Raw genomic sequence first — 20,474 nt, 5'->3', positions numbered from 1 at the left:
GTGTACCGTATTGGAGATGTAAGGAGGTTAATTGACAAATGAACCAAAGTCAGAAAGTATTAGTTGCAGGAACAGGCTTAAGCGGAACCGCGGCGGCCAGGCTCGTGCTTGACAGAGGCGGGGAGGTAGTGCTCTATGACGGCAATGCCTCGTTAAAGGAAGAAGAGATTAAGGCTAAGTTTGATAAGGAGGCAAAGGTCAGTGTGGTGCTTGGCGAGATGAAGCGCTCCGACCTTCTGGGGGTGGAGCTTTGCATCATCAGCCCCGGCATACCCCTTGACAGTCCCTTCGTGGCCGTGGTGGACGATGCCAAGATCCCCATCCTTGGGGAGATAGAGCTGGCGTACCAGTGCGCCCTTGGAAGGCTGGCAGCCATCACGGGAACCAACGGCAAGACGACAACAACAGCCCTGACAGGGGAAATCCTCAAGGCAAAGTATGAGGAGACCTTCGTGGTGGGCAATATCGGCGACCCATACACCTCCAAGGTGCTGGAGATGACGGAGGATTCCGTTACCGTGGCAGAGGTATCCAGTTTCCAGCTGGAGACCATCATGGATTTCCGCCCGGATGTAAGCGCCATACTGAACATCACCCCGGACCATCTGAACCGCCACGGCACCATGGAGAACTATATACGCATCAAGGAATGCATTACCCTGAACCAGACGGAAAAGGATGCGGTGGTGCTCAATTACGATGACCCGGTGTTAAGAGAGTTTGGACAGGACCCGGAGCTTAAGCCAAGGGTAATCTGGTTCTCCAGCCGGGAAAAGCTGTCTGACGGCTTCTGCATGAGCGGGGATAACATTGTATACTGCCAGAAGGGGCGCGAGACCATCCTGGTGAATGTCCGGGACATGAAGCTTCTGGGCCGCCATAATTACGAGAATGTAATGGCCGCGGCTGCCATTGGCCTTGAAATGGGCGTTGCCCTGGCGGATATCGGCCGGGTGGCGGAAAGCTTTAATCCGGTTGAGCACAGGATTGAATTCGTCCGTGAGAGGACTGGGGTCAGGTATTACAATGACTCCAAGGGAACCAACCCGGATGCAGCCATACAGGCGCTTCGGGCCATGCCGGGACCGACCCTTCTGATTGCAGGCGGTTATGATAAGAACAGCGAGTACGATGACTGGGTGGCTGAGTTTGAAGGCAAGGTGCGCTATCTTGTCCTTATCGGGCAGACCAGGGATAAGATTGCCGAGTGTGCCAAGAAGCATGGATTCACGGAAATCATGTATGCGGAAGATATGCAGGAGGCGGTGCAGGTGTGCGCGGTTTATGCGGACATCGGGGATTATGTGCTGCTCAGCCCGGCCTGTGCAAGCTGGGGAATGTTTAAGGATTATGAAGAGCGCGGGCGCGTCTTTAAGGAGTGCGTCATGGCGCTGTAGGAGGTAATTGCGTATGGCGGGAAAGGTGCAGACGGCCGCCCGGCCTGAAAGACAGGCGGGCCGCCCGGCCGGGACACAGGACATAAGAGAACAGCAGATGCCAAAGAAGAAAAAGAAGGCGAAACATTTCTATGATTACAGCCTTTTATTCTGCATCATTTTCCTGACATCCTTTGGATTGGTCATGATTTACAGCGCCAGCTCCTATTCGGCCCAGCTGAACTATAAGGGGAACGGCGCATACTTCATGGAACGTCAGGCCATGATTGCGGCAGCCGGGTTTGTGGGCATGCTCATCATTTCCAAGATAGACTACCATATATTTGCCAGGTTTTCCGTCGCAGCCTATCTGATGTCTTACATACTCATGATAGCGGTAAGCTTTGTGGGCAAGGAGGTAAACGGCAAGAAGCGCTGGCTTCCGCTGGGACCCTTCAGCTTCCAGCCCACGGAATTCGTCAAGATTGCCCTGATCGTGCTTCTGGCGGCCATGATTACCACCATGGGTATGAAAATCAACAAATGGAAGAACATGGGCTATATCGTAGCCCTGACCCTTCCCATTGCAGGCCTGGTTGCCATGAACAACCTGAGTTCCGGCATCATTGTCTGCGGTATTGCCTTTGTCATGCTCTTCGTGGCATGTAAGGTCAAATGGCCCTTTTTCACCATCGGGGCGCTAGGCCTTGGTACCCTGGCCTTTGCCGGTCCCATCGGTAAGTTCCTGATGACCATCAAGCTCCTTCAGCCATACCAGTTCCGCCGGATTGAGGCGTGGCTGAATCCTGAGTCAGACCCCACGGACAAGGGGTTCCAGGTGCTTCAGGGGCTGTATGCCATTGGCTCCGGCGGCCTGGTGGGACAGGGGCTGGGGGAGAGCATCCAGAAGCTTGGCTTCCTCCCCGAGTCACAGAATGATATGATATTTGCCATCATATGCGAGGAACTGGGGCTGTTCGGGGCGGTATCCATCATCCTGATATTCCTGTTCATGATATACAGGTTCATGCTCATTGCCAATAATGCCCCCGACCTCTTTGGAGCGCTTTTAGTGGTCGGCGTCATGGGACACATTGCAATCCAGGTCATCCTGAACATTGCGGTTGTCACCAATACCATTCCCAATACAGGAATCACACTGCCCTTTATCAGTTACGGGGGCACGTCGGTCCTGTTCCTGCTCATGGAGATGGGGATTGTCCTGAGCGTGTCCAATCAGATTAAATTGGAAAAGTGACGCACAAGCGGGCGCGTCCCGGCATATGCTTTAAGTAGATCGTGTTTTCTGCGGAAGGCATATATACCAGGAGGTGCCCCTATTGTCTGTTATTCAGGTTTTTGGTCTTACTCCCTTGGAAGGGGAGATATCCATACAAGGTTCTAAAAATGCAGTCCTGCCCATGGCGGCAGCATCGCTGCTTCACAGAGGTATCACGGTGCTGACCAATGTCCCGGTCATCCGGGACGTGGCCTGTATGGTGGACATACTGGAGTATCTGGGAGCCAGATGCTGCCACAAAGGCGACTGCCTTGTCATCGACGCCCGTCATATCACCGGGACCAGTATCCCGGAAAAGTATGTGACGGCCATGCGTTCCTCCATTGTGGTACTCAGCGCGCTGCTGGGACGGATGGGCGAAGGCAGGAGCTGTTATCCGGGCGGATGCCTCATCGGCGCGCGCCCCATCGACCTGCATCTGATGGCCCTGGAAGCCCTGGGAGCCGAGATAAAGGAACATGACGGGCTGATCGAAGCCAGGTGCAGGAATAAAGAAGGGCTTAAGGGAACGGAAATCCATCTGCCATATCCAAGCGTGGGCGCAACGGAACAGGCCATCCTGGCCTCCGTGCTGGCAAAGGAGGTTACGGTCATCCATGGAGCTGCAAAGGAGCCGGAAATCAGCCAGCTGTGCCGTTTCCTTAATAATATGGGGGCGGTCATCTGCGGCATGGGCACGGACCATGTGATGATACAGGGAGTGGAGGAGCTCCATGACAGCAGCTTCCGCGTCGAAGGGGACCGGATTGTGGCAGGAACCTATGCAGCGGCAGTCATGGCCGCCACGGGAAGCATTACCCTGAAAGAGGTGAGGGCAGCGGAACTGGAGCTTCCATTGGAGCTGCTTAAGCGTTCAGGCGCATCGGTCCGGAAGGACAGCTGCTGCAGGCAGATCCGCATTGAGATGAAAAAGCGTCCCCAGCCCCTGGATATAAGGACTGGTCCATATCCTGAATTCCCCACGGACCTTCAGTCACCCTATATGGCCTTCCTGGCATCGGGACAGGGAACCAGCACCATTGTGGAGCAGGTGTTTGAGGGAAGGTTTGCCACGGCAAAAGCCCTGGGACAGATGGGGGCAGTGGTGGAGACAGAGGGGCAGCGGGCCGTGATAAAGGGCAGCTATCCTTTAAAGGGTGCAGACGTATATGCCTCTGATTTAAGAGGCGGGGCAGCCCTGGCAGTGGCGGCCCTGGCAGCAGAGGGGGAAACCCTTATCAATGACTGCCGGCATATTGAGCGGGGGTATGAGGATATATGCCGGGATATGGCGGCTCTTGGCGCTGATATCCGGTGGCTGGATAAATAAATTCATAACCAGGTGAGGTACTGCATGAGGAATTTTTGGAGAAAACATCACACGGGAGCGGGAATTGCCGTGACAATCATACTGCTTGCGGCAATCCTGCTTCTGTCTGTGCACATACAGAATGTCTCGGTCACGGGAAGCAGCCGGTATAACGCGGAACAGATGGAGGAATTCCTGTTTTCCGGCAGATGGGGGAAGAACTCGGCTTACGCATATTTTGCGGACAGGTTCCGCCCGCACCGCCAGATTCCCTTTGTGGAGGATTATAAGGTGGTGTTCCACGGCCCCTTTGACGTGGAGGTCATCATATATGAAAAGAGCATTGTGGGATACGTTTCCTATATGAGCAGCTACATGTATTTTGACAAGGACGGAATCGTGGTGGAGAGTTCCAGCAGCCAGCTGGAGGGGGTGCCATGGGTTACGGGGCTTAATTTTGGACAGATTGTACTCCACAAGGCCCTTCCGGTGGAGGATAAGAATATTTTCGAGGAAATCCTCAACCTGACCCAGCAGCTGTCCTCCTATGAGATTGCAGTGGACAGGATACAGTATGACGCCCGTGGACAGGCTTCCCTTTTCATCGGCCAGATGGAGGTTACCCTGGGAAGCAATACGGATATTGACGGCAAGATTTCCACACTCAGCGACATCCTCACGGCCCAGCCCCAGCTTACCCAGATAAGCGGGACCATGCGGCTGGAAAATTATTCAGAGGCGGACAGCAGGGCAGGAATTACCTTTAAAAGAAAGTGATGTTGTGTTTATAAAAATATTACGGAAATGTGAAAAAAGCTATTGATATTTTTTGTAAAATCAAATATAGTATTAGTTAGACCAGAAATCAAAGAGAAATTGATATGATAATAGAAGTACAGGCATGGCTTAAAGTGGCAGTATGGGAATAAAAGGAGGATATGAATCTTGTTAGAGATTAAGATAAATGAGTCGGACAACGCCGCCAGGATCATAGTAGTAGGAGTGGGTGGCGCAGGCAACAACGCAGTGAACCGTATGATTGATGAGAACATTGCAGGGGTAGAGTTTATTGGTGTGAATACCGATAAGCAGGCCCTTCAGTTTTGTAAGGCGCCTACTGCCATGCAGATTGGCGAGAAGCTGACCAAGGGATTAGGCGCAGGCGCCAGACCTGACATCGGCGAGAAGGCGGCTGAGGAAAGCTCAGAAGAGATTTCACAGGCCCTTAAGGGTGCGGACATGGTGTTCGTGACCTGCGGCATGGGAGGCGGTACCGGTACGGGCGCAGCTCCTGTGGTTGCCAAGATTGCAAAGGATATGGGTATCCTTACGGTAGGCGTTGTTACCAAACCGTTCCGTTTTGAAGCTAAGACGCGTATGAGCAATGCTCTTGAAGGTATCGAGAATCTGAAGAACAGTGTCGATACCTTAATTGTGATTCCCAACGACAGGCTGCTTGAGATTGTGGACAGGCGTACCACCATGCCGGATGCCCTTAAGAAGGCAGACGAAGTGCTTCAGCAGGCAGTACAGGGAATTACCGACCTGATTAACGTTCCCGGCTTAATCAACCTGGATTTTGCCGATGTACAGACCGTCATGATTGACAAGGGTATCGCCCACATCGGTATCGGTAAGGCCAAGGGAGACGACAAGGCCATCGAGGCTGTTAAGCAGGCTGTGTCCAGTCCTCTGTTAGAAACCACCATTGAAGGCGCAAGCCATGTCATCATCAATATATCCGGTGATATCAGCCTGATTGAAGCCAATGAGGCTGCAAGCTATGTCCAGGAGCTGTCAGGGGATGAGGCCAACATCATCTTTGGCGCCATGTATGATGAGAATGCCCAGGATGAGGCGACCATTACCGTGATTGCAACCGGTCTGGACGAGCACGGCGCCAATGCGTCCGTGTCCAATGCCATGAAGGGCTTTACCAGCTTCAAGGGCAAGACAAGCCCGGCGGCTTCCGTTGCCCAGGTTCCTCACGCAGCAGCGCCTGAGGCTGCAGCAACCGCCTCCACACCATACAACAGACCGGTCCAGGGATATACACCAAGCTACAATCCAGCTGGTTCCGCAAGCCAGGGCGGATATACCGCGCCTAAATATAACCCAAACCAGGGGTATTCTGCCGGTAATACACAGGGCCAGGGCCAGAATCCGAATCCGGCACCCACACATTCCTTTAGGCCGGCGGCCAATAAGGAGATGCAGATTAATATACCGGATTTCCTGAAGAATAAGAGATAATAGAGAATGATTGTGTACAGGGGCATGTAGGGATACATGCCCTTTTTTCAGTTGTCATAAAAAGCTTGTAAACCACATAAAAACCTTATAAACAAAAGAATCCGGGCATGGTTCCATCACAGGGAGCAGGCTGTCATTACACTGACAGCCTGCTCCCTGCCGATTTTTGTCGATAAATTTTCCCCTCTTCCTCTGTTCTTTCGACACCATTCGTACTTCAGAATAGCTATAATGGCTTTCAGAAAGTTTTTCAAGGAGGTGAGGCCGGACTGAGTGGTTTATACAGTATACATAGACGTGGTATTTGCGGTCAATACCATCATGGACATGGTGGTGCTGGCCATATTGAACAGGGTGTTGTCATACAGGACTACCAAGGGCCGGCTGTTTGCAGGCGCCGTGATTGGCGGGATATGGTCCTGTGTGGTGAGTGTGGTTCCCGGTCTTCCTCCCGCAGTGGAGATACTGGGAACCTACGTGGCAGTGAGCAGTCTTATGGCGGTGGCTGCCTATCATCTCAAAAGTTTTAGGGAAGTAGTTAAATCCGTGGCAGGCATTTATCTTGTATCCGTGGTGCTTGGGGGTGTGATGCTTGTGCTGTATGAGCATACACGGGCCGGATATTATGCATGGAGGATCATGAAGGCGGGAAGGGATACAGGAATCCCGGTCATGGCCTGGATTTTGATGATGACAGGGGCTGCACTGGCCTGCTATGGCTTTTCAGGAGGTATAAAGGGGCTTATCTGTTCCATGGCCCGGAGAAAAGACCTTTGCAGGGTCATATTAAAATACGGGGAAAGAGAAGAAACAGTTACTGGATTAATTGACACAGGCAACCGCCTGAGGGAACCAGCCAGCGGACAGCCGGTACACGTTGCCACAGCCGGGCTCATGACCCGGCTGTGTCCGGCGGTAAAGGGTGTGGTATATGTGCCGTACCAGTCCGTGGGAACCAGCCATGGAGTACTTCCGGCTGTGTTCATTGACCGGATGGAGGTGGAACAGGAGGGAAGGGCGTATTGCCTGGAAAAACCTTTGGTGGCCATCACGAAACAGAGTTTGTCTCCCTCAGGAGAGTATCAGATATTGATACAGAAAACCGATGAAGGAACCTAAATAACACGCAGCTTACAACGTACAGGAGGACATTTCCATGATTATAAAAGTATCCATACCAAACCGCTTTCAGTTAAAGACCGTGCCCAGCTTCAGGACCGTCCTGATGCCCAAACAGGGCGAGGTCCACTATATCGGGGGCGCCGATATACTCCCTCCTCCTCTTGAATCAGAGGAAGAGAGCAGGATGATAGGGCTTCTGGGAGGAGAAGACGACAAAGGCGCCAGGTCAACCCTGATTGAGCACAACCTGAGGCTGGTGGTTTACATAGCAAAGAAATTTGATAATACCAGCGTGGGCGTGGAGGACCTGATATCCATCGGCACCATTGGCCTTATCAAGGCAATCAATACCTTTAAGCCGGATAAGAACATCAAGCTGGCCACCTACGCATCCAGGTGTATTGAAAACGAGATACTCATGTATCTGAGAAGGAATAACAAGACACGGCTGGAGGTATCAATCGATGAACCGTTGAATGTGGATTGGGATGGAAATGAACTTCTGCTTTCGGATATTCTTGGGACGGATGAGGACGTGATATACCATGATATTGAGGATGAGATAGAGAAAAACCTGCTGAACAATGCAATCAGCCGGCTGAACCCGCGGGAGCGCAAGATCGTGGAACTCAGGTATGGCCTTACCAATGAGGACGGGGAGGAGATGACGCAGAAGGAAGTGGCTGATTTGCTGGGCATTTCCCAATCCTACATTTCCAGACTGGAAAAGAAAATCATGAAACGTCTTAAAAAAGAAATTGTAAGATTTGAATAGGGTGGAAAAGTCAGCCGCGGCGCTGGCTTTTTCTTTTGCCTTTTTCACTGATTTTATGACCGGGTACTTGCCATGGGGAGGAAAATGGACTAAATTATAGATATAGAAATATCTGACCGGCATTGCAGCGCGCTTTGTGACATCAGGGTTTGGAAGTCAGATAGGGGCAGGGGGGGGGGGAGGTAAATGTCAGGAGATATGGAACAGACAATGGAGGCCGCAGTATCTTACCGTCTGGATAACAGGGAACAGAAGGAGTTTAACCAATGGTTCAGCCGGTCGTTCCTCAAAAGGAAAAAGGTGCGTACTACCAGGCCGGATGTGTCGAACCTGCAGGAGGATACAAAAATCCGGATGGAACCCGGGTGTATTCATATATGGTCAGGACAAAAGGAACTGACACTTTTGTATTCCGCCTTGACGGAGCTGGAAGAGACAGGGACATTGATTATATTCTTTGCCCAGAAGGAATTCTGGGCAATACCCAAACGCGTATTTGGGGATGAGGATGGCGCAGGGAGGTGGTTTGGGCAGTTAAAGGCAGCCTGCGGCCGGGGGATATCTGACCGGACGGATTTTGATGTAATAAGGGAGCGGTGCACCAGGAATGGAAGCTGCTGCTTTTATTATACCAGGACCGTGGACCAGGTTTTGGAAGCATACGTGGACCTTGGCAGGAAAGAAAAGGATTTGCAGAACCTGAGGAACCTGGCAGTATTTCCCTACCGCTATATAGGTGTCCAGGCCCTTACCCTGGAACCGGACGGAATCCATGAATATGGTGAGCGCTCCATGGCAAGGCATCTGTATGGGGATGTGAAATCCGTGGCTTATACCCGGGACTTCCTGTATCTGATAAAAGGGGACGGGGAAGAAATCATACTGCCTGTGGAATGTCTGGACGCTCTGGAGGAAGCAGGGCAGGAGCGGACGGAAGGCTGGAAGGAAGCAGGGCCGGAGTGGCCGGAAGGCCGGAAGGAAGCGGATCAGGAGCTGCTTTGGCGTATCAATCAGTTCCTGGCGGCATGTAATGGACGGCGTCCGTCTGGCCTTCCAAAACTGCATCCTGAAAAGCTTGACACACCAGAGGCACAGGCGCGGTCCAGGCAGCGCGTACGGATGCAGTCCAAGCAGAATACGGATAAACTGATTGTGATGAACCCTTACAGAAAGCACAGGAAATCCGGCGCGGGCAGGTTTTCAAAACATGGAAAAGGAGAACAATCCGGCCGTCGTTGGTGGAAACAACAGAAAAAGCGGAATAAACAAAAGGGGTTCAGGGGGATTGGCAATCCGGTCAGCGGATACATACTGATTGGAACGGCGGCCCTCATCACACTGGCCATTGCAATCTGGGGACGGAGCATGGCGGTGAGTCTCAGGGCTGGCGGTCATCTGGATTATTTCTATAACCCCGGAGTATTTTTAAGTGGTGCTGAGTATGCCGATATGATAGCGGAAGTGTCTGCTGAAGCAGAGCGTATGCGGGCGGAAATCCTGCAGATAGATGGGAAGGACGCGGACAGCGGTGGGATGGATGATTCCTGGAAGGAACAGTATATGGTGACTGTGCCGGATGATACGGTCTTTGACCAGGTGGGCAGGGATGGAACCTATGTGTCCTCCAAACAGTATTTTACCATCCAGCTTCCGCCGGGAGATTGGGAAGACCGCAGCCTGTCAAGTGATGATGACCGTCTGGCTTCCTCCTGGGGACAGGTCATGGTCAGCGGTTACCGCACCGAGGGCAGGCCTCATAAGATGGCGGGAACAGGAATCCCAAAGACAAAGGATGAATATGTGAAGCAGATGAAAGCCAATATAACAGGCAGCGGAAATCTGTTTAAGCGTGAGGTGCCCATACCCCAGGTGGAAGGATATACATACCAGGAAAAGGATGGCTGTATCCTTATCAGGAAGGAAATCCGCAGTACGGAGGGCGATGGGGGCTATAGCCTGGATTTAAGCCTGATGGCCCCTGAGTATTCCTACACGGTAAATATCTGGCTGGAAGAGGAGACGCAGGAAAATATCGAAAAAGCCAGGACGGCCCTGGATACCTTCCGTCTCCTGGACATTTCCACGGGAATCTGTAAGCAGATGGAGGATGAGGTGTTCCACGGTTATTATGGAAGGAACACGGTCATGACCAGCTGTCTGGTACTTATGGAAGAGGACATGGAGGAGGATGATATCAGGGAATGCCTGGACAAGGTAAAGGAGATAGATAAGGGGCTTTTCGGGTCAAGGGAGGGACAGGCCCTGGCTGTCCGGAGTGAAAACAGCAGATGGCTGGGAATCGACTGTCCCAGCCTGCAGCAAAACTGTTTTGAACCAAATGCAAGGAAGGTGTCAGAAATCTTTCAGGCGGATGTGATCCTGTATGATGAATTTGACGGGGACCTGCTCATGGTGGCTTATTGCAGTAAGGACCAGAAGGACTCCTGCCAGAGGGCCACGTCGTTTAGTAAAGGAATGCTGGAGCAGGAGTTCCAGTGCTATGGCGAGGAACAGAAATTCCCGGAGGGACTGCTGCAATATATGGACCTGACCAGGGAAGAGGCTTCTGCCATATGGGAGGGGATGGATGTGGTATTCCAGATAGAGAAATGGGAGGCGCTGACCAGCCATATGACCAGGATGCCGATACCACAGGAGTTCGTGGGTATGTGGGATATTGCTGTGTTTGGGGATGGTTTTGAGGTGATACGGCAATAGCGGTGGAAGATGTGGTATGCAAAGATGTGGTATGCAAAGATGTGGTATGCAAAGATGTGTATGCAAAGGTATGTATGGAAAGACATGTATGCAAAGATATGTATTGGAAGATATATGGAAAGAAAGGGGCATGTGTGATGGAAAAGCAAAGAAACGGATTATCAAAAGCGGCGGGTGGAAAACGGACCACGGAGGATGGAAAATGGATTATGACGGGGGGAAAACGGACCACCGCCGCAGTGAAGCGTACCGCTGCGTTTACGGCGGCAATTGTATTGGCAGCCGCGCCGGTTACTTCCTATGGGTTTCAGATGAAGGGGGAGTACTATGAAATCAGCTGCCAGGAAGCCAATGCGTTCATGTTTGACGGCACCACGGCAGAGGCAGGAACCACAGGACAGCTGGTGCTGTCCAAGCTGGAAAGCAGCTGGGCGTCTGAAAGTTCCATAAGGACCACGGATATAAGCGTCATAACCGCGAAAGTGGTACCGGGAGATAACGGGCTTAATGTAATCGAGTACACGGCCAAATCACCGGGAACGGCCCAGCTCATTGTGGTGGTTGAGAGCGGGGCAGCGGTGAATATGGGGAATTTTTATGTGACAGCTGCTTCTGGCGGACAAGGTACGGACATTGGCTGGATTCAGGAGAATGGTCAATGGAAATATAAAATGGGCGATGGTACCTATAAGGACAATGGATGGTTTGCGGATAACGGCAAATGGTATTACCTGGGACCGGATGGGACCATGTATGCCAGCCAATGGCTTCAGGATGGGGAATGGTGGTATTACCTGGGGGCGGACGGCGCCATGCTTAAGGACACCGTGACGCCGGACGGATACCGGGTGAATGATTATGGGGTCTGGGAACCGTGAGGCCGGAAAGGATTGGGGTATCCAGGCGGACGATATCAGGGTCTGTTTGAAAATTCATTCCCGCCATCTGCCCTAAGGAATCCACCAGAGGTACCACCTTAGGACTAAGCACGCCCCACTTTGCGGCATATTGGGATAAAAAGACAAAAAACACCCGCAGGACATGGATTGCTTTGAATCCCCTGTCCGCGGGTGTCGCTGTGTCACCGCATCTGTATCATATTATCCTTAATCTTAAATGTGCCGAAGCTGCGGATGAAGCTGGATATACGGCTGAATCCATACTGCTTGACATCGAAGGACGGGAATGCCTTTTTAAGCTCGTCATGGACAATGCTCAGGTTGTCCACATGTCCCTTATTCTCCCGTATCATACGGATGATTTCCTTTTCAATCTCAGCCTTGGAGATGCTGGCGCTTTTCTCCTGAACAAAGTAACCGCCGTGGAGTTTCACCACCTGGAAATCATTGTTGTCCAAGCTTTCCAGGAAGGTGGAAAGCTTGGAATAACCGTAGTTGCGCACGTCAAAATCCGAGAAACGCTTGGTCAGGAAATTGCCTACGCGGGCCAGGATGATGGGCTGGTTCTGGCTGTTATTCTCTATCAGCAGCTTGGTGATGGCTTTCTGTATCTCATCGATACTTGTAATGGTCTTCTGGTTCTCAATTACGGTGGCCTCAGGCGCATCATCGGAAGAGATGATTTCCAGAAGCTTGAAGGTGTCACAGGCAGCCCTGAACGGCTTGGGGGTCTTCTGTTCGCCGATTCCCATTACAAACATCCCGGCCTCCCTGAGGCGCTGGGCAAGCTTGGTAAAGTCCGAGTCACTGGATACCAGGCAGAAGCCGTCCACATTGCCGGAATAGAGGATGTCCATGGCATCGATGATCATGGCTGAATCCGTGGCATTCTTTCCCGTGGTATAGCTGTACTGCTGGATGGGATTCACGGACCAGTCCAGTAAAACGTTCTTCCAGCTGCGTTTCTCATTGTCCGTCCAGTCCCCGTATATTCGTTTGTAGGTGGCGATTCCCTGGTCTGAGACCTCGTCCAGGATATACTTGATATACTTAGGTGATACGTTGTCCGCATCAATTAATACTGCAAATCTTCTTTCACTCTGCTCCATAGATATGTTCACTTTCTTATTTATTTCTTAACATATCCAGTTTAACACATCACGGGAGGGGCTTCAAGGAGAAGTGAGCGACAAACGTATATATTTTGTACATGCTCAGCTCAAATAGGTCTTCATGCTCTTTAACGCGTTCTTTTCCAGGCGGCTGACCTGGGCCTGGCTGATGTGGATTTCCTCGGCCACCTCAGTCTGGGTCTTTCCTTCGAAAAAACGCATATCGATGATATGGCGTTCCCGCTCCGGCAGGCGTTTCATGGCTTCCACCAATGACAGGTCCTCCACCCAGTTTTCCTCCAGGTTTTTCTTGTCACTGATTTGATCCATTACATAAAGCGGGTCCCCGCCGTCCGTGTACACAGGCTCGTAGAGGCTGACGGGTGTCTGTATGGCATCCAATGCATAGGTGATATCTTCTTTGGATACACCGATTTCCTGGGCTATTTCCACGAGGGTGGGTTCCTTGGAATTGACCCTGGTCAGCTGCTCCCTTGCGTAGAGGGCTTTATAGGCCGTGTCCCTTAAGGAACGGCTTACGCGGATGGAGTTGTTGTCACGCAGATATCGGCGGACCTCGCCCAGTATCATTGGGACTGCATAAGTAGAAAACTTGACATTCTGGGTGATATCAAAATTGTCAATGGCTTTGATAAGGCCGATGCAGCCAATCTGAAACAGGTCGTCTATGTTCTCCTGGCTGTTTGAAAAACGCTGTATCACGCTGAGTACCAGGCGCAGGTTCCCTTTGATGTACTGCTCCCTGGCATCTTTATCCCCGTTCAGTATCCTCTTGAATAGTTCCTCTTTTTCTTCATTACTCAGTAAAGGCAGCTTGGCGGTATTGACTCCGCAAATCTCAACTTTGTAGCCCGACATAATCCTTACCTCCGTTATATTGCCATACATCCTGACATAAAAAAATGGCAGGACTGCACTGGATGAATCTGCTATAACGAAATGATGTACTGATTCGGATGGTTTTATACGATTTGGGGGCAGAAAAAGATTTCCATTTTTTGCACATCTGGGCGTGTGATTCTGGAAAATTGTTTAAAATCAGGCACTTCCAGGCGGTTTGGATTCCCGTCTGATTGATGGAATGATAGGATGGAAGATAATGGAAACGGAGAAAGGAAAATCGATGAACCGGTTTGCAGATTTTATTTTTATAGGGGCTTAAGGAGTTTTTGCGTGTCCCTTGGCGGAAATGATGATGTGGCCTGCAGTTGCAGGCAGTATGGCAGAGGAACTGTAAACGTAATAATGCAGGGCTGCCGTTCATATATTATAAAAAACATATATGAGGTTTCCATGCAGACCATAACACAATACACGTTGACGGACCAGATGGATTACCAGGGGACCCCGGTCTTGAACTGTCAGATCCGCTATCCACGGTTTGACACTGCCTGCGGTCAGGATGCCCAATGGCAGGTGAATGAATTCTATCGTTCCATGTCAGAGGAAAAGGGGGCGTACTGCCGCAGCAGCCTGTATCCTGAGGCGGTCAGCGGATTAGAATACAGCCGCGCCGGGAATTTCCCCTTTTTCCCTTATGAGTTTGATGTGGGTTATAACGTGACCTTTAATGAGGAATGTTTTGCCAGCCTGTATTTTGACCAGTATGAGTTCACAGGAGGCGCACACGGCTCGACCATACGCACCTCTCAGACCTGGGATCTTGAAACCGGCAGGCAGCTTACGCTGGGTGATTTTTATCCGGATGATCCAGACTACATTAAAGAGATCCAGGAATGGATTGAGTATGAGATTGCCGGGAGGTTAAAGGCAGGGCCTTCCACGTACTTTGATGATTACCCCGAACTGCTGCGAAGCACATTCCAGGCAGGGAATTTCTATCTTACGCCGGAGGGGATAGTGATTTATTACCAGCAATATGACATAGCCCCTTATTCCAGCGGCATAACGGAATTCCTCCTGCCCTTTTCAGGGACAGACTCATAAAAAGGCTTTAGACAGGGAAACAGCGCCGGGATTGAATTCCTGGCGCTGTTTCCCTGTCTAAAGCCTTTTATGACGTACTGTTACGCATGTATCCTTCTGGTATCCTACCTTTCTGGTATCTACCCTTCCGGCATCCTACTGCGCGTTCTTCCGGTATAATATCAATAATCCCTTCAGCAGAAGCGCATCATCCACGATAATCCTGTGGCGGCACAGGGGAGTGATGAACTTGGCCAGACCGCCTGTGGCGATAATCGTTGGCTCCTCGCCCAATTCCAGGGCCATGCGGTCCAGGATGCCGTCTATCATGTCCACGTTGCCGTAGATAATGCCGGACCTCATACAGTCAATGGTATTCTTGCCGATGACGTGGCCTGGTACCTCCAGGCTGATGTAGGGAAGCTGGGCCGTCTTGCTGCTCAGGGAATTAAGGGATACCTTGAGGCCGGGAAGGATGACGCCGCCAATATAATTGCCCTTCTTGTCCACCGTGCACAGGGTGGTTGCAGTGCCCATGTCAATGACCACCAGCGGAAGGGGATGCTCATGGCTGGCAGCCACCGCGTCCACAATCTGGTCGCTTCCAACGGTCTTTGGGTTGTCCATGATGATGTTCATGCCGGTCTTCATGCCGGACCCCACAAGGAGGGGAGAGATGCCGGTGACCTTTGTAACGGCGCTCATGATGGTGGAGTTAAGGGGAGGGACCACGGATGACAGGATGGCTCCCTCAATGGAACCGATATCAATCTGGTTCATCTCCAGGATGTTCTTAAAGCTTACTGCGTATTCCGTATCCGTGCGGCCCTGGTCCGTGGTGACACGCTCTATAAAATAGGTCCTTTCTTCATCAATACCACCGATAACCGTGTTGGTATTGCCCATGTCAATGGCTAAAATCATGCGGGGGAACTCCTTTCCATTGGAAAAAATATATGATATACTTTACCATGGATTGTATCATAGAACAATCTGAAAAACAACAGTCTTGGTCCCAAGGGAGGAAGTTATGTTAAAAGGAAAAACCGTACTTCTCGGAGTAACAGGCAGCATTGCCGCATATAAAATAGCCAGCCTTGCCAGCATGCTGGTAAAGCAGGGGGTGAAGGTGCATGTCCTCATGACAAGGAATGCCACGAATTTCATCAACCCCATAACATTTGAGAGCCTTACCGGCAATAAGTGTCTGGTGGACACCTTTGACCGGAACTTTGAATTCAGCGTGGAGCACGTGGCCCTTGCAAAGCAGGCGGATGTGGTCATGGTCGCCCCTGCCTCGGCCAATGTCATCGGCAAGATTGCCCACGGCATTGCGGACGATATGCTGACCACGACCATCATGGCCTGCAGGTGCAGGAAAATCATTGCCCCGGCCATGAATACCAACATGTATGAGAACCCGATCCTCCAGGATAACCTGGACATCTGCCGCAGGTACGGCATGGAGGTCATTGCCCCGGCCTGCGGTTATCTGGCCTGCGGGGATACGGGGGCAGGTAAGATGCCGGAGCCTGAGGTGCTGTTCCAGTATATTCTGAGGGAGGCCGGATACCCCAAGGACCTTGCAGGAAAGAAGATCCTTGTAACCGCCGGGCCGACCAGGGAATCCATTGACCCGGTGCGTTTCATTACCAACCATTCCACAGGTAAGATGGGATATGCAATTGCGAAAGCGGCAGCATACCGCGGCGCGGATGTCACGCTGGTAAGCGGGCCGGTGGACCTTGCCCCGCCCATGTTCGTGGAGGTGGTGCAGGTTAAGAGCGCCCGGGAGATGTATGAGGCTGTCACAGGGCGAAGCAGCGGACAGGACATAATCATAAAGGCGGCGGCCGTGGCGGATTACCGTCCTGCAGCCGTTGGAACGGAGAAGATTAAAAAGTCTGACAGCGACCTTTCCATTGCCCTGGAGCGCACGGATGACATCCTTGGCTGGCTGGGCAGCCACCGGGAAGACGGCCAGTTCCTGTGCGGCTTTTCCATGGAAACCCAGAACATGCTGGAGAATTCCAGGGCAAAGCTTAATCGGAAGAACATCGATATGATTGTGGCCAACAACCTGAAGGTTAAGGGCGCGGGATTCGGGACAGATACCAACGTGGTGACCATCATTACCAGGGACCGTGAGAAGGAGCTTCCCCTGATGGGCAAGGATGAGGTGGCGGATGCGCTGCTGACCGAAATCATGGCCTGCCGGGAACCGGGCCGTATCTGATGGTTCCTGGGGCGTGTTGGAGTATGACAAAAAGACAGGAGCTGTGTCCATGAAACGTAAATTCCGCATGCTGGAACATTTCAACAATATGAAAATAGGCAGGAAAATCATGTCTGCTTTCGTCCTGGCTTCCATCGTGCCTATCCTGACCATTCAGTTCATTGGCTATAATATGAACTCCAATTCCCTGAAACGCAAGATTGACACGCTGATGGTGGACAACCTGACCCAGCTTTCGGAACGGGTGGATCTGACCATGGATATATACTCCAACCTGGTTTATCAGATTTATGTGGATGATAAGATCATAGAAAATGTCAACATCCTTCTGGACGGGAATGGGGAGGGCCGGGAGGTGGCCTTCCATTCCATCTACAACCGTCTGCAGCAGGCGGAAAAGTCCGTCAAGGGCATCCGCAGCATCAGCGTGATCTGCGCCAACGGGCAGTCTGTCACCTATGATGCCGGCACGGGTTCTTCCATCGAGAACCTGTGGGATGATTACAGGGACCTGCGGGAGATAGAGCCTTACCAGGCAGTGCAGGGGCTGCCCGGCATGCTGGTGACGCCTACCACCAGACATAAGGGATATGATGGGGATGCGTATTATTTCCATATTTCCAAGTGCATGTATGATTATAATAACCTGGACAGGGGAACCATTGCCACCATTGTCATGAGCGTGGATGAGGGGGTGCTGCGGGACATATGCGCGGTTGCCATTGCAGAGGATGAGGCTGAGTACAACATTAATTTCATTACGGATACCGATGGGTTCGTCATATCCTACCCCAATCCCTTCTATACTGGAATCAACATGAATCCAAGGCTGACGGTTCAGGAATTCGTCCAGGTCACCGGCCTGCTGAAAGGGCAGAACACAGCGGTCAACAAGTATGTCAACCAGAACCGCGGATGGGTCTATTATAATGTCTATAACAAGGATTACATGATGCGGGATATCAGGAATAACCAGATCATGTTCATCCTTATCAGCCTGGCGGCCATCCTGTTTTCCAGCATCCTCATCAGCTATATCGTGCGCAGGATCGGCAGCTCGGTGGCCCTGATCACAGACGGCATTGACCAGGTAAAAGAAGGCAACCTGAACGTATCCGTTGCGCTGGAGAGCAGGGATGAGCTTGGACAGATTGCCAGCAATTTCAACGACATGACAGGGAAGGTCAGGAATCTGGTTGCCGAGGTATCGGAGGCAAAGGATAAGCAGAAAGATGCGGAGATCCGCGCCCTGGAAGCCCAGATTAACCCGCATTTCCTGTATAATACCCTGGATTCCATCAACTGGATGGCAATTGAAAAGGAAGAATACGAAATCAGCCGCATGCTGCGCAACCTGGGGGTCATACTGCGCTACAGCGTGAACCGCAGCAACCAGATGGTCAGCGTCACGGAGGTGGCTGACTGGCTGGAGAAGTACATAAGCCTCCAGCAGATGCGGTTTAACCAGTCCTTCCGGTTTGAGCTGAATGTGGCGGAGGCAGCCGGGAAGGTCAGGATATATAAGCTGCTGCTGCAGCCATTTGTGGAAAACGCCATTATCCATGGGTTTAAGGATACGGAGAAGGGCGGTGTGCTGCGGGTGGATATATTCCTGTCCGAGACAGGGGAGCGGCTTAACATCATCATAGAGGACAACGGGAAGGGGATGCCCCAGGACATGGCGGAGTCCTTTAATGTGCGCGAACAGGCAGTGAAGGATGAGGGCGGAAGCATTGGACTGCACAATGCATTTGCAAGGATGGACATGTATTATGGCAGGGAAGCCGTGTGGAATGTGAACAGCATCGAAGGCATGGGGACGGTCGTTACCCTGACATTGCCTGTGGAAACAGATTTCTGACAGAGGAAATGCTTACTGTAAGGCTGTACGATGGACCGGGAGGGTGTTATGAGGATACTGATTGTAGAAGATGAAGTGATGATAAGGGAGGGCCTGGCAAAGCTTATTAAATTCCATACCGGGCACACGGTAATCGGCGAGGCTTCCAATGGACAGGAGGGCTTGAACCTGGCAGTCAGGTTCAAGCCGGAACTGGTCATCACGGATATCCGCATGCCGGTCATGGACGGACTTCAGATGATAGAAAAGTTCCATGAGATGAACCTGAACATCCGGGCTGTGATACTAAGCGGTTATTCTGAATTTGAGTATGCCAGGAAGGCAATCTACTACGGGGTGGAGGACTATCTGTTAAAGCCCCTGGCAGCCGAGGACATCGTGGATGTGCTGGAGCGCATCGAGAAGAAGATGGAGGAGGAGGAACAGAAAAATGCAGGCACGCCCGGGCAGTGCATAAAGGAACTGGTATACGGCGGTCCCCTGACAGAGGAGGAGGACAGGCGTATCCGGTCCATCTGCGGCTTTGGCATGACCAGTCATTATAAGCTGTATCTGGGATATACAGGGGAGGCCCCCATTGGCTATGAGGAAGAGATAAAGGAGAAATGGGAGCAGATAAAAGACCAGCTGCCTTCCATTACCATGCATGTGGCGTCTGATAAGGTGCGGCGGCAGATCATATGCCTGGCGGCGCTTCAGGAGGGAATGGATGGGGAAGGGGACCTTGTCCCGTGCCCGCTCAGGCAGGCAGTGGAGCGCAGGATTGTGCGGCCGTACAAGCAGAGAAGCGGGCGGGCTGTCTGGGCGGAGGTATCCGCAGGCAGATGGGAGGACATACCGGCAGCGGCCAGGGATGCGGAGGCCCTGTTAAAGGAAGCCATGCCCGTGACCGATGGCGGGCTTCTCACAAGGGAGCGCATGGACCGGATCCAGTGGAAGGAGTTCCATTTCCCGGCGGATATCAGTATGGATATAAAGAACGCCCTGTGCCGCGGATTGCCGGAGGATGTGGGGAAATCAGGGGAACTGTTCATCCGGTATATGGAGGACGGGCCATACAAGGAGCAGGAAATCCGACAGGCGTATCTGAAGGCGGTTTACCTGCTGTTAGACACAATCCGGGAAATCGACGGCACGGCCTATACGCAGATGCAGAATGCGGACCTTCTGTCCAAATGTACGGAAGCAGTCACCCTCCGGGAAATGGAGCAGAGCTACCGGGATGGCCTGGCCCTCCTGTGCAGTCCGCGGCGCATGAAAGAGGATATCAGCAATTACACCATCAAGCGGGCCATCAACTACATCAGGGAGCATTACAAAGAAGGGATATCCCTGGAGGAAGTGGCTGGAAGGCTGGGAATCACGCCGGAGTATCTGAGCACCCTGTTTAACCGGGAGATGGGGGAAAACTTTTCCACGTTCCTGAGAAAGTTCCGTATCAGCCATGCCAAGCGGCTGTTAAAGGGCACGGATATGAAGGTGTATGAAATCGCGGAGGAAGTAGGATATACGGATCCCAAATATTTTGCCAGGGTATTCAAAGAGGAATTAGGCATATCACCGGGAGATTACAGGCAGCAGTGACAG

General features: G+C 51.8%; 16 protein-coding genes. 13 read left to right on the top strand and 3 right to left on the bottom strand.

Features of this window, described 5'->3' with window-relative positions; genetic code table 11:
- Window positions 1–38 precede the first annotated feature (38 nt).
- The 9 genes from murD (at window position 39) to LK536_RS32775 (ending at window position 11,710) form a co-directional block, all read left to right on the top strand.
- The gene (murD, locus tag LK536_RS32815) at window positions 39–1,397 is read left to right on the top strand and encodes a UDP-N-acetylmuramoyl-L-alanine--D-glutamate ligase (RefSeq protein ID WP_227795061.1); all 1,359 of its coding nucleotides are present in this window, start codon (window positions 39–41) and stop codon (window positions 1,395–1,397) included.
- A gap of 13 nt (window positions 1,398–1,410) precedes the next feature.
- Window positions 1,411–2,634 (top strand): FtsW/RodA/SpoVE family cell cycle protein, encoded by a 1,224-nt coding sequence (locus tag LK536_RS32810; protein ID WP_025482279.1) that lies wholly within the window; start codon window positions 1,411–1,413, stop codon window positions 2,632–2,634.
- An 82-nt stretch (window positions 2,635–2,716) separates the two neighbouring features.
- Complete coding sequence (gene murA, locus LK536_RS32805) at window positions 2,717–3,985, top strand: UDP-N-acetylglucosamine 1-carboxyvinyltransferase (protein WP_040382310.1); 1,269 nt, start codon at window positions 2,717–2,719, stop codon at window positions 3,983–3,985.
- Between the two features lie 24 nt (window positions 3,986–4,009).
- Window positions 4,010–4,741, top strand: a complete 732-nt coding sequence (locus tag LK536_RS32800) for a cell division protein FtsQ/DivIB (protein WP_025482278.1) — start codon at window positions 4,010–4,012, stop codon at window positions 4,739–4,741.
- 168 nt (window positions 4,742–4,909) lie between these two features.
- Entirely contained in the window at window positions 4,910–6,217 is a 1,308-nt protein-coding gene (ftsZ, locus tag LK536_RS32795; protein WP_025482277.1) for a cell division protein FtsZ, read from the top strand.
- Window positions 6,218–6,490: 273 nt separating this feature from the next.
- Complete coding sequence (locus LK536_RS32790; RefSeq protein ID WP_227795060.1) at window positions 6,491–7,336, top strand: sigma-E processing peptidase SpoIIGA; 846 nt, start codon at window positions 6,491–6,493, stop codon at window positions 7,334–7,336.
- A gap of 37 nt (window positions 7,337–7,373) precedes the next feature.
- Window positions 7,374–8,114, top strand: a complete 741-nt coding sequence (gene sigE, locus LK536_RS32785) for an RNA polymerase sporulation sigma factor SigE (protein ID WP_008724837.1) — start codon at window positions 7,374–7,376, stop codon at window positions 8,112–8,114.
- A 186-nt stretch (window positions 8,115–8,300) separates the two neighbouring features.
- Window positions 8,301–10,832, top strand: a complete 2,532-nt coding sequence (locus LK536_RS32780) for a YcxB family protein (protein WP_227795059.1) — start codon at window positions 8,301–8,303, stop codon at window positions 10,830–10,832.
- 137 nt (window positions 10,833–10,969) lie between these two features.
- Entirely contained in the window at window positions 10,970–11,710 is a 741-nt protein-coding gene (locus LK536_RS32775; RefSeq protein ID WP_227795058.1) for a hypothetical protein, read from the top strand.
- A gap of 203 nt (window positions 11,711–11,913) precedes the next feature.
- On the opposite strand, the gene LK536_RS32770 is transcribed toward LK536_RS32775, so the two are convergent.
- Together LK536_RS32770 and sigG are read right to left on the bottom strand one after the other, a co-directional pair.
- Window positions 11,914–12,840, bottom strand: a complete 927-nt coding sequence (locus LK536_RS32770; protein ID WP_008724842.1) for an NYN domain-containing protein — start codon at window positions 12,838–12,840, stop codon at window positions 11,914–11,916.
- A 105-nt stretch (window positions 12,841–12,945) separates the two neighbouring features.
- On the bottom strand, window positions 12,946–13,722 hold the full coding sequence (gene sigG / locus LK536_RS32765; RefSeq protein WP_008724845.1) for an RNA polymerase sporulation sigma factor SigG: 777 nt from the start codon (window positions 13,720–13,722) through the stop codon (window positions 12,946–12,948).
- A 435-nt stretch (window positions 13,723–14,157) separates the two neighbouring features.
- Between sigG and LK536_RS32760 the strand changes: the two genes are divergently transcribed.
- Window positions 14,158–14,811, top strand: a complete 654-nt coding sequence (locus LK536_RS32760) for a DUF3298 and DUF4163 domain-containing protein (protein WP_008724846.1) — start codon at window positions 14,158–14,160, stop codon at window positions 14,809–14,811.
- A 135-nt stretch (window positions 14,812–14,946) separates the two neighbouring features.
- Here the strand turns inward: LK536_RS32760 and LK536_RS32755 are convergent, their stop codons facing one another.
- On the bottom strand, window positions 14,947–15,714 hold the full coding sequence (locus LK536_RS32755; RefSeq protein ID WP_008724848.1) for a type III pantothenate kinase: 768 nt from the start codon (window positions 15,712–15,714) through the stop codon (window positions 14,947–14,949).
- Window positions 15,715–15,820: 106 nt separating this feature from the next.
- On the opposite strand from LK536_RS32755, the gene coaBC reads away from it, so the two are divergent.
- From coaBC to LK536_RS32740, 3 genes are read left to right on the top strand one after another with little or no spacing between them, the layout of a single operon-like run.
- Window positions 15,821–17,026 carry a bifunctional phosphopantothenoylcysteine decarboxylase/phosphopantothenate--cysteine ligase CoaBC gene (gene coaBC / locus LK536_RS32750; RefSeq protein WP_227795057.1) on the top strand — a complete coding sequence of 402 codons (1,206 nt, stop codon included), beginning with the start codon at window positions 15,821–15,823 and terminating at the stop codon, window positions 17,024–17,026.
- A gap of 49 nt (window positions 17,027–17,075) precedes the next feature.
- Window positions 17,076–18,887 carry a sensor histidine kinase gene (locus tag LK536_RS32745; protein ID WP_227795056.1) on the top strand — a complete coding sequence of 604 codons (1,812 nt, stop codon included), beginning with the start codon at window positions 17,076–17,078 and terminating at the stop codon, window positions 18,885–18,887.
- A 48-nt stretch (window positions 18,888–18,935) separates the two neighbouring features.
- The gene (locus LK536_RS32740) at window positions 18,936–20,471 is read left to right on the top strand and encodes a response regulator (protein WP_227795055.1); all 1,536 of its coding nucleotides are present in this window, start codon (window positions 18,936–18,938) and stop codon (window positions 20,469–20,471) included.
- Window positions 20,472–20,474 lie beyond the last annotated feature (3 nt).

This window comes from Clostridium pacaense, assembly GCF_020709765.2.
GTDB classification, from domain to species: domain Bacteria; phylum Bacillota; class Clostridia; order Lachnospirales; family Lachnospiraceae; genus Enterocloster; species Enterocloster hominis.
This window is presented reverse-complemented; position numbering and strand designations above follow the sequence as displayed.